We start from the raw sequence: 14,320 nt of genomic DNA, 5'->3' as shown, positions 1-14,320 counted from the left end.
GCCGCCGATGAAAGCCAACCCCGCCATCACGAGTTTCAACGCCGGCCTGCTGTCTCCCCTGCTGGGCGGGCGGCCGGACCTGGAGAAATGGCAGTCGGGCCTGAGCCGCTGCGACAACCTCATTCCTCGCGTGCAGGGAGCCCTGCAGCGGGCGGCGGGCAGCGTCTTCGTCGGCGCCGTGAAGGACAGCACGGAGCGCTGCTGGCTGGCCCCGTTCGTATTCAGCCAGGCCGACGCCTTCGTGCTGGAGTTCGGGCCCGGCTACATCCGCTTCTTCCGCAACCGCGGCCGTCTGACGGACGGGGACGAGATCTTCGAGATCGAGAGCCCCTATCTCGCGGCCGACCTGACCCGGCCGGATGGCAGTTTCGGGGTGCGGTTCGAACAGTCCGGCGATGTCGTCTATCTGGCCTGCGCCGGTCACGCGCCCCGGGTGCTCAAACGATTGAGCAATCTAAACTGGGTGCTGGATATCTTCGAAGCCAAGGGCGGACCGTTCCAGGACGCCAACATCGACGAGACGATCAAGGTTTCGGCGGCGGGCACGCTGACGGTCGGCGGGACGGTGACCCTGACGGTGATCGGGGGCGACCTGTTCGAGGCTGGCCATGTCGGCGGACTGTTGGAGCTGGAACTCAAGGACGGGGCCGGTGTGCCGGCCTGGCAGGTGCGCACGACGACCAACGTCGGCGACCGGCGGCGGGCTGACTGGCGCCACTACATCTGCACCCAGGTCGGGTCCGTCGATACCAGCGACAAGCCGGCCATCTGTGGCGAGGAGCTGCCGGTTCATACGCGTGGCAAGTACTGGGACGGCACCGGCGAGGAGCAGAAGGGCGATGGGGCGGTCGGTTCGATCGGCGTGGAATGGGAGTATCTGCACGCGGGCTATGGCCATGTGCGGATCACCGCCGTGACCAGCCCGACGGAGGCGACCGGCGAGGTGCTGGCGCGCCTGCCCGAGGAACTGACGGGGCAGCCGAGCCACCGCTGGGCCTTTGGAGCCTGGTCGGCGGCGGCGGGCTGGCCGGACAACGTCTGCTTCTTCCGGGAGCGGTTGACCTGGTTCCGGGGTCAGCAGGTCTGGCATTCGACGGCCGGCGATTTCGCGAATTTCGAGGCGCGGACGCACGGCGAGGTGCTGCCCGACAACGCCGTGGTGCTGTCCGTCCAGTCGGCCCAGGGCAACCCCATCGAATGGGCGGCCCCGACCCGGTCGGTGCTGTTCATCGGGGCCGGCGGCGGCGAGCACAGCCTCAAGGCTCAGACCAGCAGCCAGGCCTATGGTCCCGGCAACACCCAGCAGGATCCGGAAACCGCCTGGGGCGGGATCGGTGTGGAGCCTGTGCAGGTCGGGGCCGGGGTGGTGTTCGTCGAGAAGCTGGGGCGGCGGCTGAGGCTGCTGGTTCCGGCCCAGGATGGCTACGAGGCCCTGGATTTGAACAAGTACCGCGGTCTGACCGCGCCGATCATCGCCATGGCCTGGCAGCAGACGCCGCATGAGAGCGTCTGGTGCGTCACGGCCGACGGGGGACTGGAGGCCCTGACCCTGCAGCTGGAGGACAAGGTGTTCGCCTGGCGGCGGCACCAGCTGGGTTCCCCCGGTTTTGGGGCGGTGGAGTCGGTGGCGGTGATCCCGTCGCCGGACGGGGCGCGGGACGATGTGTGGCTTATCGTCCGTCGGCTGATCGATGGCGAGGCGCGGCGCTATGTCGAGCGGCTGGCGGCCGAGTATGAGGCCGGCGATGACCAGGCGTTGAGCGTCTACTCGGCCAGCGCCCTGACCCATGACGGAGCCGCGACCGCGACGCTGTCGGGACTGGAGCATCTGGAGGGCGAGACTGTCACGGTGAAGGCCGATGGCGCGGCGCATCCGGACCGGGTGGTGGCCGGCGGGGCGATCACCCTGCAGGCGGCGGCGAGCAAGGCGGTGGTCGGGCTGGCGGCGCGCTATGCCGGCCAGCTGATGCCGCTGGAGGCGGGGGCGGCGGCGGGCAGCGCCCAAGGCCGTATCAAGCGGGTGCATGCCCTGACCGTGCGGCTGCTGGACAGCCTGGGCGGCCGGTTCGGACCGGCCATCGGGCGCTGTGACCCGCTGCAGCATCGAGGGGCGGGCGACGCCATGGATGGGCCGCCGCCCCTGACCAGCGGCGACATGACCATGACCTTCCCGGGCGGCTACGACGGGGCGGCGACCATCGCCTTCGAGGGTGACGACGGCTTTCCTTTCACCCTGATCGGCCTCTATCCGGAGCTGGTCACCTATGAGGGTTGAGCCGTTTCGGGCGGCCCATCTGGAAGCCCTAACCCTGCAGCCGGCGCAGGCCGCCTGGCGCGGGCGGATCGACGGCGGGGCGGGGGCGGCGCTGGAGGCGTCGGGGCTGGCCTGGACGCTGATTTCGGGCGGACGGGTGATCGGCTGCGGCGGGGTGATCGATCGCGGCGGCGGCCGGGGCGAAGCCTGGGCCTTGCTGGCGCAGGATGCGGGCCCCGCCATGCTGGCCGCCACCCGGGCGGTTCGCCGGTATTTCGAGACCGCGCCGTTTCGCCGGATCGAGGCGACGACGGCGGTCGATTTTGCGCCCGCGGCGCGCTGGACGCGCCTGCTGGGCTTCGAGCTGGAAGGCCGCATGCGCGCCTTCTGCGAAAGCGGCGGCGACGCCGACCGCTGGGCATTCATCAAGGAGGAAGCGGCATGTCCTGGGCAGGCTCAATCTTGAATGTGGTCAGCGCCGTATCCGGCGTCGCCGGCGGCGTGGCGGACGGGCAGGCGAGCGAGGCCGAGCGGGCCTACAGCGCCAAGGTGGCGCGGGAAAACGCCAAAACCGTCGGCGAACAGAGCACCATGCGGCAGGAGGCCATGCGCCGCGAATCGGACCAGCTGCTGGGCGCGCAACGGGCGGCGATCGCTGAGAGCGGCACGGGGACTGGCGGCTCCAACGCCCTGGTCGCGGCCCAGGACGCGGCTCTGGCCGAGCTGGACGCCCTGACCGAGCGCTACGAGGGGCGGCTGAAGATGGCCGAGTACGACAACCAGGCGGCGCTGCTCAGCGCCGAGCGCGTGAGCGGCATGCAGCAGCTGTTCGGCAAGCGGGGACTGGGGCGGTTTTCTACGATCAATCGCGAGTGGGAGACGCTGCGCAGCGGCAATCCGCTGGATGGCCTGGGCTGGACCAGCGCGGGCACGGGTAAGGGAAGGGGCTGGTAGGCCATGCCGACGATACCGAGATACCAACCGCGCGGCGGTCCGTCCGTCGGCGGACTGAACTATGCCGGCGCCTATTCACCGCCGGACGGGTCCGACTGGCGCACGCTGGCCAGGGCGGCCGAAGCGGCGGGTACGGTCCTGAACCTGATCCAGCAGATCCCGAAGCCGGCCCGAGACGCCGGACCGGAGGGGCCACAAGCCCCGCCCGACGGGCCAGCGGCGCCGGCGGTCGAAGATCATCTGCTGGGCAAGGCGGGAGACGTGACTTGGCGCCGCAATCATGTGACTGCCGATATCGACGCCCTCGACCCCGAGGTCGTCCGTCAGTCCCGCCAGCAGGTGGCCGAGGCCCTGCCGCACGGTGCGCGAAAGGTGTTCGACATGCTCACCCTCCCGCGTGAGGGTGGCTTCATGGCGGCTGTCGCGGCGCGGGCCGGAGAGCGGGTGCAGGAGGCCAGGCGGGCGGTGTCACTGGAGCGTCAAGCGCTTGGTGTTGATGAGTACCACGTCTTGATCGAAGCGGCGCCGGAGCAGGCTATGGCGGCCCTGGGCTCCGCGAGCGGCGAGTTGGCCGCCCGCCTGCGCGAGAGCGGGGCCGGGCAGGCCGAGATCCAGGCGGCGCAGCGGGAGCTGGTTTCGCAAGCCAAGGTGCAGCGCATCGAAACCGTGCTCGCCGCCGATCCCCAGAGGGCGGCGGGCCTCCTTCAGGATGAGCCCATGATCGGTGACGCCGAGCGGTCGCGGCTGGCCGACGACATATCCCTGGAAATCCGCCGTCGCCAGGTGCGCGGCGAAGTCGCAGCCATGGCGGCCGAGCATGAGCGACTGGCGGACGAACCGGAGGCGTTTCTGCGGCGGGTGCTTTCCGCCGGTGGTGAGGATGCCGACCTCTATGCCGGCGCCGCGATCGGCGAAATCCGGGTGGCGCTGGCGCGGCGGACGGCGCGGGACGAGGCGGCCTGGAACGCTGTGAGCCCCCTGCTCGACAGCGGTGAGGTCCGAACCTGGACCGATCTTCCGTCGGGGGTCTGGAGGCGCCTGTCCTCGGAGCAGCAGCAACAGGTCAGGGATCGCCTCGACCAGACGATGCCCCTGGCCGCTGAAGGACCGTTGTTGGTCAGGGCGAACCTTGCGCCGGGGGAAACGGGAGAGTCCCTGCTCGTCCGGGCCGCTTTCCAGCCCGCGGCTGACCCCGGCCTGTCCTGGGGTTTCGGTGACAACGATCGCCAGACTCTGCTGACAGCGCAGGACAAGGCGGTGAACCTGGCCCTGTCGAAGAGGCCATTCGACGACGGCCTGATCGTCGACGCCAAGACGGGCCAGGTCGTGCGGCCTCGAATCCGCGCCCGGCCGGGACTCTCGCTTCAGGCCGGCAAGGGCGACTTCGAGGTGGTCACCAACTATGAGGCCCAGCAGTTCCGGGAGCGGCGACTGGGCGCCCTGTCTCACAAGGCGGGCATGATGTCGCCCGAAGAGCAGACCTACCGGCGGGAGAACTTCAGTGACGTGAAAGAGGATGCGGCCCCCGCGCCCGAATCCCAGGGTCCTCACTTCCGCGATCCCATCAACCCGGCGCTTGGCGACATGTCCCGCCTCTACGAAGTCGGCAAGCGCGGGCCCGATCATATCCAGAGGACGACAGGCGACGTGGCCTCCTATGGCCTCTATCAGTTCACCAAGGATACGGCCCGGGACTTTGTCCGCTCGCCGGAGGCCACCGGCTTCGCCGACCTCTTCGCGGCCCGTCCCGGGGTTGGCACACCGGAGTATGACGCCGCCTGGAAGGCGGCCGCGGCGCGGGACCCAGAGGGGTTCGGCAGGGCGCAGCGCGACTATTTCAGGCGCGGTCACTATGACCCCTTCATCGCCGGCATGAAGCGGGACTACGGCATCGATATCGGCCAGGATTCCTACGCCATGCAGGACGTCCTGTGGTCGACCCGGGTCCATCATGGCGTCAAGGGCGCACCCGCCGTCCTGAAGGCGGCCATCGCCAAATCCGGGTTCCTGGAGACAATGAAGGGCCTGGCGTCTCTTCCCGAAAAGGACCGCGCGACCCAACGGGCCCGGGCGCAGGAAGCGCTCATCGCGGAAATCTACAAGGAACGCGGAAAGGCGGACGGCCAGGGCGGCCTGGCCTACTTCCCCGGAAAGACTCACCTCAAGAAGGGGCTGCTGGCCCGGTTCAAGGCGGAGGCGGCCGACGCGCTGGCCGCTCACAGGCTTGAAACCGGGCTTCGCTAAACGCGAAGCTTGACATTCAGGCCGTGGTTGTTTTCACTTTGTTCTCAGGCGGTCGGTCCATTCGGGACGTTGTCTCGCCCGGGGTTCCGCCGTGGCCGCCACCCGTGTCGCCTTCCTGGTTTCCGCTGTTCTCTGCCCGATCCTGGCGGGGGGCATGGTCGTCATCGGGTGCTCGAAGGCCGGCGCCGCGCGGGCGCAGGACGTCGCTTCCGCGCCGGCGACGCCGGATCGGAAGGAATACCCGGTCTCGGACGAGCTCTACGATATTGATCGGCTCCAACCGGTGGCGTCCTACGAGCAGCTGGGGCGCGATAGCGCCGGCGCCAGTTTCACCCTGGCCTCCAACGGCTCGCTCTGGCGCCTTGAGTTCAGCGTCAGCGGCCGTGACGACGGCGCCGCGACCCGCGCAGGCTGTTACGTCCGGGTTGAGGGGACGATGGCGCGCGGCGGCCGTATCGAGGGAGTCATCGTCGATGGCCAAACTCGCTGGTCCGGCGGATCGCCCCCCTCCGGCCTGCGCGAGGTGGTCGAGTTGACCCCCGGCGGGGCGCGGGTCGTCGAGGACAATATCGCCGAGCTCTGTGACGTCAGCGTCAAGGGGCGCTACCGCCTGATCGACCCCGCCCGGCGTTGAGTGCGGGCTGACGGCCGGCGCCGCAAGATTGGGGCTTTGCCCCGCCGCCATGCGATAATGGTTTTGCCGCTTCGATAAGCGGCACCCGTTTCCCCGGGGCCTGTCGAACCCGCCAGCGCCGCACCGGCGCCGGCGGAGAAGTCGCCATCCCCATCCTCATCCGACAACCGCCGTCCCGGCGGCGCGCCCGCTTGCGGCGGCCGCCGGATCGCGCCCGCCTCCAAAGGGAGCCGCATGACCGTCACTGCCCCATCCCCTCGTTTCGCAAGCTACGCCGGCGACGGCGGCTCAGGCCCGTTTCCGCTGCCCTTCCCCGTGCTGGCCGCGGGCGACGTGAAAGCCGTGGTCATCGCCGCCGACGGCGCGCGCGAGCCGCTCGCGGGCCTGGTCGTTGAGGGCGCCGGCGAACCGGAGGGCGCCCAGGCGACGCCGCCGCGCGCCATCGCGGTCGGCGAGACCCTGGTCCTGTGGACCGACACCGCCCCGGTGCAGCCGGCCGACTACATCGCCGCTGACGCCTTCCCGGCCCAGACCCATGAGGCGGCCCTCGACCGCCTGACGCTGATCGCCCAGGACCAGCGCCGCGACCTCGCCCGCGCCCTCGTCGCCCCGCCCGGCGACACCCTCGGCCCCCTGCCGGACGCCGCCCGCCGCAAGGGCATGCTCCTGACCTTTGACCCCGAAACCGGCGACCCGGTAACGGACCGCGACTACGCGTCGTTCGTGGCGGAGGTGGTGGCGGGGCTGGATGTTGGGGCGGAGGTGGTGGGGGCCGGAACAGAGCAAGTCTTGCTGATTGAGACTGCCGGCGAGGCCGCAGTTGGACAGCTACAAGCGGAAGCGACGCTTGCGGCATCAACAGTCAATACGGCGGGCGAGGCGCAGCTTGGGCTGATCGAATCTGCAGGGGAAGCTGCTGCGGCCCAGTACTTCACTACGGATGATGCGGGTCTGGGGGCCGTGGCCGACCAAGGCGTGTTCGGTGTTCACCAAGCCTTTGGCAAAGGCATGGACTGGAAGAAGGATAGCGGGGGATCGGCCAAATTCTTGGGCTTGGGTGCTGGCCCCTTTGGCGCTGACATTCGCGCGGTCCGAACTGCACAGCACTCAGTCTTGGCGGCTACGCAGTTTCCGCCAGGCTGGACCTTCTGGTTCTCTATGGACGCCGAACTGACTGACCGGAGGTATATCCCCTACCGTAGCCACCCGCCGGCGCTTGGCGCGACGCGGGCGCTATCCAACACATACGGAGCAGGCGAACTCCGGACTGATGGCAGCACCGGGAACCCTGCATTGACTCGCTTTGGCGCGGATGGTCCGCTGGGCATGGGCACTGCCTGCCTCGCTGTGTTCGGTGCGACCAGCCATGTGCTCGAAGTTATCGGTAGCGACACGCTCGATCTTGTCAGCGGCAAGTCCTACACGATCGAGCTCACGGCGGTGACGACCGGCGGCGTGGGGGCCAAGAACTACCGACTTGGGCAGACCACCGGCACCTCAGGGGCAGACTACGCCATAGTTGCCATTCCGGATGAGAGCGGGGTGACCTTCACTGACCCTGCCAGTGCCGCGATAAAGTTCGCCCATACCTTCACTGCCGATCCGGCCAAGAAGGTCGGCATCCTCCCATCGACCTCAGGCGATGTGTGTACCCTCAAAATCGGTTCTATCCGCCTGATCCAAGCGGACAGCGATCTGCCGCCGCTTGCCCTGCAAAACTGGGGTTCATTGGTCTGCCGAGGGGCGGCGGCCGGGGGCGGTGTGGTCTTGGACCAGGATCATTGTTTTACGATGACTGGGCTGACGGACGGCCTAATCGACTTCAACCCCCTTTTCCCGGCCGCTGCGGACTACTCCATTGGAAAGACAACGCTGGTGTTGGGGGAGTTCGTCGGAGGCGCAGGCGCAGGCACATATGGCGTCATGTGCGGAGAGGACTTTGACAATGGGCTCACGCCGAACACCGCCTACACGACGTTCGCCATTGCCTTCGGTAACTCGACGGAGGAGGGCCAGTTTGCGCCGCAGCCTGGTTACTCAAACAGCCGTCATGGCGCGAACGGAATGGGTCTAGGCCTACAAGTCTGGTGGAATAGTGTCGGCCTCAGCGAGCAGGAGTACGGCGTCGACCAAGTGCCCCTCTACAAGCGCAGCGTCGCTACGACAGGCTGGGCGGGGCGGGCCGAGCGGTTGGGGAGCTACAACGGTACCCGTGACATCACGCAGTCCAGCTTCCGCAACAACATGAGGATCGCCGCCAAGGCGAGCAAAAAGGGCAAGATCGGCCAAGCCGAACGGGTGCAGGCCATCAAGGCGCTAAAGGAGCAGTATGCTCTTGCTGCGGGCGTCATGCCGGGAATCCTCGATGCAATTGTGGTCATTGGCGATAGCAATGACACCCGTGCGACCAACGAGTGGACCTACGCACTGAGCGCCAGCGGCTACATGGGCGTTGGCCAACAGAACGCCCTGCTGCGCATCGAAAGTGTCGGAGGAAAGGGTCTCTATGGTGCCGGTCTGTTTGTCCAGGATGCCGCCGGCGGCGGCTTCCTGGATCAGTTTGAGAGGGCCAAGGTCTTCATCGACCTTTGTCTCGAAGGCGGCATTGTCCCGGGCGTCCTGCTGCGTGGCGTGACCAATGACTACGATGAGGTCGCCTCTGACAAAGCTCGAGTGGTAGGCGAGTACGCATCCGCCTTGTGGGACCCGATCCGGGCTCGAGGAGCACACCTGCTCCTGACCGACATCCTTCCGTCGTCCGCGCGCTTCACTGAAAGCGACAACCTATACGTCCGGGCCGCTCAGAAGGCCTATGCCGCCGCTCACGTCGGCCAAGTCTGGCACTACGACGCCGCCAACGCGGGCATGTGGAACGTCGCCAACCAAGCCAGCTACTTCCAAGTCGACACCGTGCATCTCGAGACCACCACCGGCGACCCGGTCATGGCGACTGCCGTCAAGTCGCTCATAACGAACTGGCGGACGAGCCGGCAATGACTCCCCCCAAACTCCTGACCGATCTCTTCACCGGCCCTGACGGCCGCACATGGGCAATCGGGCGGGTCTACAGCCTGCCGATGCTGCTCTGTGGCCTGGCCTTGCCGTTCGTGGCGGTGCTGCGCGGGCAGAGCCTCGACCTGATGTCGCTGGGCGGCCTGTTCGGCGGGCTCGGCGGCGGGGTCTGGGCCCTGATCCGTGGAACCAGCGCCACCGAGCCCTCGGCTCCGCCTCCCTGAAAGGACGAAACAGCATGTGGACCTATCACCAGCGCAGCGGCCGGCTGCTGCGTAACGGCGCCCTCGTGGGTCAGGGGTACAGCGGCGATGGCCCGGCCCTGGCCGACGGCCGTGACAATCCGGCCATGGAAGCGGTGCGCGGCAAGGGGCCGATCCCCCGGGGGCGCTGGCGCATCGGGCCGCCCCGGACCAGCCGCCGGGTCGGGCCCCATGCCATGGACCTGACCCCGGTCGGTCACGACGCGCATGGTCGCAGCGCCTTCATGATCCATGGCGACAACGCCGCGAGCGACGCCTCGCGCGGCTGCATCATCCTGACACGGACCCTGCGGCAGAGGATCAGTGACAGCGGCGACAACGACCTGGAGGTGGTCGAATGAGCCGCCTCCTCGCATTGGCCGGCCAGTTACTTCGCCGATTCGCGGGACCACTGATCGTCGTGCTGACCGTGCTGCTGGCGGCGCTGGTCGCTGGTGGGTTGGTCTGGAACGGCTGGCGGGACGCAGGCGCCCAGGCCCGGGCGCGTGAGGCGGCGCGCCAGCGGGCCGGGGTCGAGATCGCCCGGGCCTCGGACCAGAGCTCCCGCGCCGCGCTGGAGGCGATGGCGGGCCAGGGACAACGCGACATGGACCGGCAGGTCCGCGAACAGGAGACCCGTGATGACATTCTCTCCGCGCCGGACGCCGGCGCTTCTGCTGGCGCTGCCGGCGATGTTGGTCTTGCCGGCCTGTGCCGCCGTGCCGTCTACCGTGACCATCCCCGTTGCGCTGGACTGCGCGGGACGGATCCCGCCCCAGCTGCGCGATGAGGTCGCCCCCGCCGCGCCGCCGGCCGACAACAGCGTCGGCCAGTGGGTGGCCTTCGGCGACGCACAGACCGGCCGGCTGGAGACCGCCAACGACCGCAAGGCGACAATGCTGTGGATCCTCGAGGCCTGCGAGGCCGAGGAACGCGCCGCCGCCGCCCGCCTGGCGCCCCGGCCAACCTGGTGGCGTCGCTTGACCGGAGGGGCGGAGCGATGAGCGGCGAGCATCAGACCGTGGCCGGCGCCTATCTGAAGATTGCCGCCCATGAGGAACTCTGCGCCGAGCGCTACCGGGGCATCAACGAGAAACTGTCCTGGGTGCTGCGCAGCCTGGTCTGCATGGTGCTGGCCCTGCTCGCCTGGGCATTGGTGCAGCTGTATGCGCTGGAGCCGTTGCGATCACAGGAAGGACAAAATCAACTGCCTAGCCGACATAGCACTAGCGACCAAAATTTGACTTAGGCCAAAGCCGGTCAGCCCAATTGTCGCCAATGCATGGGGAGGCTATTTAGCTTTGATGCCTTGGAGTCCGCGAGAATGAGTGTCAGCGATACGCTTTTGAAAGCGCCAACCGTTCTCGACGGAGCGGACCGGGCACAGGTCGTGCTGGAGCCTTTTCCCCACATCGTTATTGAAAACGCTCTTCCGGATGACGTGTTTGAGGCGCTTTCGTCCTCTTTTCCGACGTTGGCTGACCTGCCGGCGGACTTGGCTGGTACAAACAACAAGCGGTTCAACCTTTATGCATCTTGGGGGCCGACTGAACTTCCGAAGGAGCGAACACCCAAGCCTTGGCTGGCATTCCTTGAAGCTCACACTAGTGTTGAGTTCTCACGCAAAGTGTTTGCACTTTTCCCCGGGGCCACTGTCGAAGGCGCGAGCCCAGGGGTGAGGTGGATCAAAACAGAGGCCTTCGGAGAAGGTCTTGCTGAAAAATTGGGATTTTCGAAGCCTGTCTCGGTAGACGACGTAATCGCCCGGGCCACGGTGGCGGTGAACACCCCGGTTTCGAGTCCCACAAGTGTGCGTGGACCGCATGTCGATAGCATCTGGAAGGCCTACGTCGGTCTCTACTACGTGCGCTCTGACGGAGATGATTCCTCGGGTGGAGATTTGTCGCTCTACCGATGGAAAAAGGGGGCAAAGGTCGATCCTTGGACAAAAAAGGCCGACCCTTCGCTAGTCGAAGAATTTGCTACCGTTAGCTATTCGCCGAACACATACGTGCTAATGCTCAACACTCACGATAGTTTGCATGGCGTTACGACTAGGCGGGAAACCGGCCACATTAGGCGGTTCGCTGTTACTTCCGGCTGGTTTCCGGGCGTCGATGAGTCGAGCCTTTTGGGAAGGCGTCGTGGTATCCTGGAGCGCGTCAAAGCGTTCGTGCGCCCGATTATCGCGCCGCCGACCGTAGCGGAGTATCAAGACTGAAGCCGCTATATTCTATGCCGGCTTTCTGAGGATCATCGAAAAGCTCTCAGCGGCCTCAATGCCTGCCACCGCCCGGAAGGCGATCATCCAAATTCGCCAAAGTACGTAGACAGGTGGAAAAGGCAGGAAATAGCCGCTGATCCAGAACGGTCGAAGTTCAACAACTTCGAGACCCGCACTCTCTGCCAGTTTGATGAACTGCTTAGGTGTACAGCGATCGTAGCAGGCAGGCCAGCCGCCTTTGCCGCCGTGATCGGGTAAGGTTCCGAGTAGTCGGCGCTTCACACCTTCTGGCATTAGCAAGTTTATGCGAGCGAACACCGCATTGCCGGAAGGCATATAGATAACCGCTTTGCCGCCCGGCTTTAAAATGCTCGCTACAGCGCGGAATCCACCCTCGGTATTCGGCAGATGCTCGAAGCAGCAATGCGAGATGACCAAGTCTGCCTCGCCGTGTCCGACGAACGTTGTAGCATCCGCCGCAACTGAAGCGTCATAGGCACCTTCGGGGGCAGCTTGCAGTTCATAGGCTGAGAGATCTAGCCCAGTGACATGCATTCCTTCGCTGGCCTTGAGCGCCGGCGATACCATTGGGAATCTGCCGCTTCCCAAATCCCAGACATGCAGCGGGCCAACGAGGTGGGTGGGCAAAAGTACGCGGCGATAGTACTGGCTGCCCTCGATCGACCATTCGGCTGGCAGTAGTTTGTCGAATCCCCTGGAAATTCGGGTGGCAATCTCAGTCAATCGTCCCATGCTTATTTCCTAACGTTGTTTCGACTGAGAAGTCGATACAATGGCTTCGAGCTGCGGACGAACGAGGTCGCCGACGTACGCCGACCCCTGAAGCGTGAGATGGCCACCGTCATACTGCAAGGGGTCGCCGGCTGGAGTTCGAGTCTGGCAGCCGCTTGCTTCGCAAAGCGCATCATACAGGGAAATGTAGGGAACGCCGCTTATTGCAGTCACCCTCGCTAGCCGTTCGTTTGCAATCGGGACGAGGCCCATTCGGTGCCTTTCGGGCAAGGAAGGGTCTGCCTTCTGCTCCGCCGCGATTAACAGGCGCGGCAGCAATTGGTCATAGCGGGGAACGGGACCGAGGACGACGACCGGGACGCCGAGTTGCCGGAATTTGACCAATGTATTTTCTAGGGCCCGAACGTCTGAAGGTTCCCATCGTGCAGCCAAGATCACTAGGTCCGGGGGCGCGCTTCCTAGTCTGCTGACGTAGATATCGGTGAGCAACTGATTGCAGATGACGTCCTTGCTCTTTGACGGCCATGTCGGCCGACAGCCTCCAGCGGTCGCTTGCATCAAATTCGCCTCGGGGAGCGCTGCCGAGAGGCCAGACCAAAGGTGAGCGGCATGGCTGTCGCCTAGGAGCAGCACATTCTTTTTGTCACGGGCGAGGCCTAGGCATCTTCCGGCATCAACCCGATCCCGCAAACCTATGCCGGCCATGCAGGTCGGGTCCTTCATCGTGAGAAGCGGGCTTTGGGTAAGGAGGGCGGCTGTACGATTTGCTTGGGCTGACATCCGAGCCGGGAAGCCGCCAGACCAGATGAGCAGCGCAGCAACGGCTGACAATGCGGCCGCCCCCATTGCCCCGGCGGCGTACATTTGATTTCGGGTCAGCCAACGACCGCCGGGAGAAAGCCAACTGCGACCGCGAAATGGTTGCTCTATGACCCTAAATGAAACCCAAGCTAAAAGAACGGAAAGGGTGATCATCAGCGCCTTCTCGACCTTGGAATCGAGACCTTCGCCAAGGAAGAAGCTGGCGCGCTGAAGTACGATGACCGGCCAGTGCCACAGGTACAGCGAGTAGGAGATTAGGCCAAAAAACTGCACCGGCTTCAAAGAAAGCAACCGGCCTACCACGGTCGGTCCTGCGCTCCCGGCATGGAGTAAAGCCGCCGCACCAAGGCACGGAGCAAGGGCGGCTACCCCAGGAAACGGAGTCTCTGCCGTAAGCAGAAGAACCGAAGCTGCGATTGCCACCAACCCGATAGTAGCTGTTAGTTCTCGTGCCCAATAGGCTCGCAGAACCGGCAATGCTCCCAATGCCAAAAGTGCTCCGAGTGCCAGCTCCCAAGCGCGAGTGTGCAGCAGATAAAAGCTGGCGGTCGGCTGGCATTGAGACCCCCACCAACTCAAAACGAAAGACAGGACCGCTATTAAGAGTATTGAGAGCTTTACGCGGCGCGGAATTTTTAGATCGCTGCTCCGGTCTGCCAGTGCACCCCAACTGGGTCGCCAGCGCCAAAGCAGAAAAACTCCCACCGGCATGAACAGATAGAACTGCTCTTCGACGGAGAGGGACCAGGTGTGTAGAAGCGGTTTCTGATGAGCGGCCTGCTCAAAGTAGTTGGTGTCGAGCCAGAAAAGTATGTTGGAGCCGGAGAATACCGACGCCACCATTGTCCATGCATAGTCGACAACTTCTGCGGGAGTCAGCAGAATGCTCACGGCGACCGCAGTTACTGTGAGCATTGCGAACAGGGCTGGGAAAATGCGCCGGATGCGCCTTTCATAGAACCCAGCGAGCGACAGCGACGCCTTGCCGTCCGTGCTGCTTCTGGCAAGCTCCTCGGCCACGATACCCATGATCAGGTATCCGGAAATCACAAAGAACACGTCCACGCCGACGAAGCCGCCGGGCATCTGCGACAATCCAGCGTGATAGGCCACCACGGGCAGGACGGCGAGGGCGCGCAATCCGTCGATATCGGTTCGATGCTTCAAAACGCCCCGCAGAA

General features: G+C 65.5%; 14 protein-coding genes. 12 read left to right on the top strand and 2 right to left on the bottom strand.

What is annotated here, in order from left to right; all coding sequences use genetic code 11:
• Window positions 1-7: 7 nt before the first annotated feature.
• The 12 genes from O5I81_RS18940 (at window position 8) to O5I81_RS18885 (ending at window position 11,561) form a co-directional block, all read left to right on the top strand.
• Window positions 8-2,275, top strand: a complete 2,268-nt coding sequence (locus O5I81_RS18940; protein WP_271066422.1) for a hypothetical protein — start codon at window positions 8-10, stop codon at window positions 2,273-2,275.
• On the top strand, window positions 2,265-2,720 hold the full coding sequence (locus tag O5I81_RS18935) for a hypothetical protein (RefSeq protein ID WP_271066421.1): 456 nt from the start codon (window positions 2,265-2,267) through the stop codon (window positions 2,718-2,720). The genes O5I81_RS18940 and O5I81_RS18935 overlap by 11 nt, the downstream gene beginning before the upstream one ends.
• On the top strand, window positions 2,696-3,208 hold the full coding sequence (locus O5I81_RS18930) for a hypothetical protein (protein ID WP_271066420.1): 513 nt from the start codon (window positions 2,696-2,698) through the stop codon (window positions 3,206-3,208). Before O5I81_RS18935 ends, O5I81_RS18930 begins: the two co-directional genes overlap by 25 nt.
• A gap of 339 nt (window positions 3,209-3,547) precedes the next feature.
• Window positions 3,548-5,452: a hypothetical protein gene (locus O5I81_RS18925; protein WP_271066419.1), complete on the top strand. Its 1,905-nt coding sequence runs from the start codon at window positions 3,548-3,550 to the stop codon at window positions 5,450-5,452.
• Between the two features lie 91 nt (window positions 5,453-5,543).
• Complete coding sequence (locus O5I81_RS18920) at window positions 5,544-6,086, top strand: hypothetical protein (RefSeq protein WP_271066418.1); 543 nt, start codon at window positions 5,544-5,546, stop codon at window positions 6,084-6,086.
• Window positions 6,087-6,320: 234 nt separating this feature from the next.
• On the top strand, window positions 6,321-9,083 hold the full coding sequence (locus O5I81_RS18915; RefSeq protein ID WP_271066417.1) for a hypothetical protein: 2,763 nt from the start codon (window positions 6,321-6,323) through the stop codon (window positions 9,081-9,083).
• Complete coding sequence (locus O5I81_RS18910) at window positions 9,080-9,322, top strand: hypothetical protein (RefSeq protein WP_271066416.1); 243 nt, start codon at window positions 9,080-9,082, stop codon at window positions 9,320-9,322. The genes O5I81_RS18915 and O5I81_RS18910 overlap by 4 nt, the downstream gene beginning before the upstream one ends.
• A 14-nt stretch (window positions 9,323-9,336) precedes the next feature.
• Complete coding sequence (locus tag O5I81_RS18905; protein ID WP_271066415.1) at window positions 9,337-9,702, top strand: tlde1 domain-containing protein; 366 nt, start codon at window positions 9,337-9,339, stop codon at window positions 9,700-9,702.
• Entirely contained in the window at window positions 9,699-10,130 is a 432-nt protein-coding gene (locus O5I81_RS18900; protein WP_271066414.1) for a hypothetical protein, read from the top strand. Before O5I81_RS18905 ends, O5I81_RS18900 begins: the two co-directional genes overlap by 4 nt.
• Window positions 10,072-10,344 (top strand): hypothetical protein, encoded by a 273-nt coding sequence (locus tag O5I81_RS18895; protein WP_271066413.1) that lies wholly within the window; start codon window positions 10,072-10,074, stop codon window positions 10,342-10,344. Before O5I81_RS18900 ends, O5I81_RS18895 begins: the two co-directional genes overlap by 59 nt.
• Entirely contained in the window at window positions 10,341-10,589 is a 249-nt protein-coding gene (locus O5I81_RS18890) for a hypothetical protein (RefSeq protein WP_271066412.1), read from the top strand. The genes O5I81_RS18895 and O5I81_RS18890 overlap by 4 nt, the downstream gene beginning before the upstream one ends.
• 75 nt (window positions 10,590-10,664) lie before the next feature.
• On the top strand, window positions 10,665-11,561 hold the full coding sequence (locus O5I81_RS18885; RefSeq protein ID WP_271066411.1) for a hypothetical protein: 897 nt from the start codon (window positions 10,665-10,667) through the stop codon (window positions 11,559-11,561).
• Window positions 11,562-11,573: 12 nt separating this feature from the next.
• Here O5I81_RS18885 and O5I81_RS18880 read toward each other — a convergent pair whose 3' ends face one another.
• Both O5I81_RS18880 and O5I81_RS18875 read right to left on the bottom strand, forming a co-directional pair.
• Window positions 11,574-12,317, bottom strand: a complete 744-nt coding sequence (locus O5I81_RS18880) for a class I SAM-dependent methyltransferase (RefSeq protein WP_271066410.1) — start codon at window positions 12,315-12,317, stop codon at window positions 11,574-11,576.
• A gap of 9 nt (window positions 12,318-12,326) precedes the next feature.
• Complete coding sequence (locus O5I81_RS18875; RefSeq protein ID WP_348637296.1) at window positions 12,327-14,279, bottom strand: acyltransferase family protein; 1,953 nt, start codon at window positions 14,277-14,279, stop codon at window positions 12,327-12,329.
• Window positions 14,280-14,320 lie beyond the last annotated feature (41 nt).

This window comes from Caulobacter sp. NIBR1757, assembly GCF_027912495.1.
Lineage (GTDB): Bacteria > Pseudomonadota > Alphaproteobacteria > Caulobacterales > Caulobacteraceae > Caulobacter.
This window is presented reverse-complemented; position numbering and strand designations above follow the sequence as displayed.

What these genes read in the sequence shown, in the direction of transcription:
- O5I81_RS18940 (WP_271066422.1), top strand. Translation starts at nt 8, where the DNA reads ATGAAAGCCAACCCCGCCATCACGAGTTTCAACGCCGGCCTGCTGTCT.
- O5I81_RS18935 (WP_271066421.1), top strand. Translation starts at nt 2,265, where the DNA reads ATGAGGGTTGAGCCGTTTCGGGCGGCCCATCTGGAAGCCCTAACCCTG.
- O5I81_RS18930 (WP_271066420.1), top strand. Translation starts at nt 2,696, where the DNA reads ATGTCCTGGGCAGGCTCAATCTTGAATGTGGTCAGCGCCGTATCCGGC.
- O5I81_RS18915 (WP_271066417.1), top strand. Translation starts at nt 6,321, where the DNA reads ATGACCGTCACTGCCCCATCCCCTCGTTTCGCAAGCTACGCCGGCGAC.
- O5I81_RS18910 (WP_271066416.1), top strand. Translation starts at nt 9,080, where the DNA reads ATGACTCCCCCCAAACTCCTGACCGATCTCTTCACCGGCCCTGACGGC.
- O5I81_RS18905 (WP_271066415.1), top strand. Translation starts at nt 9,337, where the DNA reads ATGTGGACCTATCACCAGCGCAGCGGCCGGCTGCTGCGTAACGGCGCC.
- O5I81_RS18900 (WP_271066414.1), top strand. Translation starts at nt 9,699, where the DNA reads ATGAGCCGCCTCCTCGCATTGGCCGGCCAGTTACTTCGCCGATTCGCG.
- O5I81_RS18890 (WP_271066412.1), top strand. Translation starts at nt 10,341, where the DNA reads ATGAGCGGCGAGCATCAGACCGTGGCCGGCGCCTATCTGAAGATTGCC.
- O5I81_RS18885 (WP_271066411.1), top strand. Translation starts at nt 10,665, where the DNA reads ATGAGTGTCAGCGATACGCTTTTGAAAGCGCCAACCGTTCTCGACGGA.
- O5I81_RS18880 (WP_271066410.1), bottom strand. Translation starts at nt 12,317, where the DNA reads ATGGGACGATTGACTGAGATTGCCACCCGAATTTCCAGGGGATTCGAC.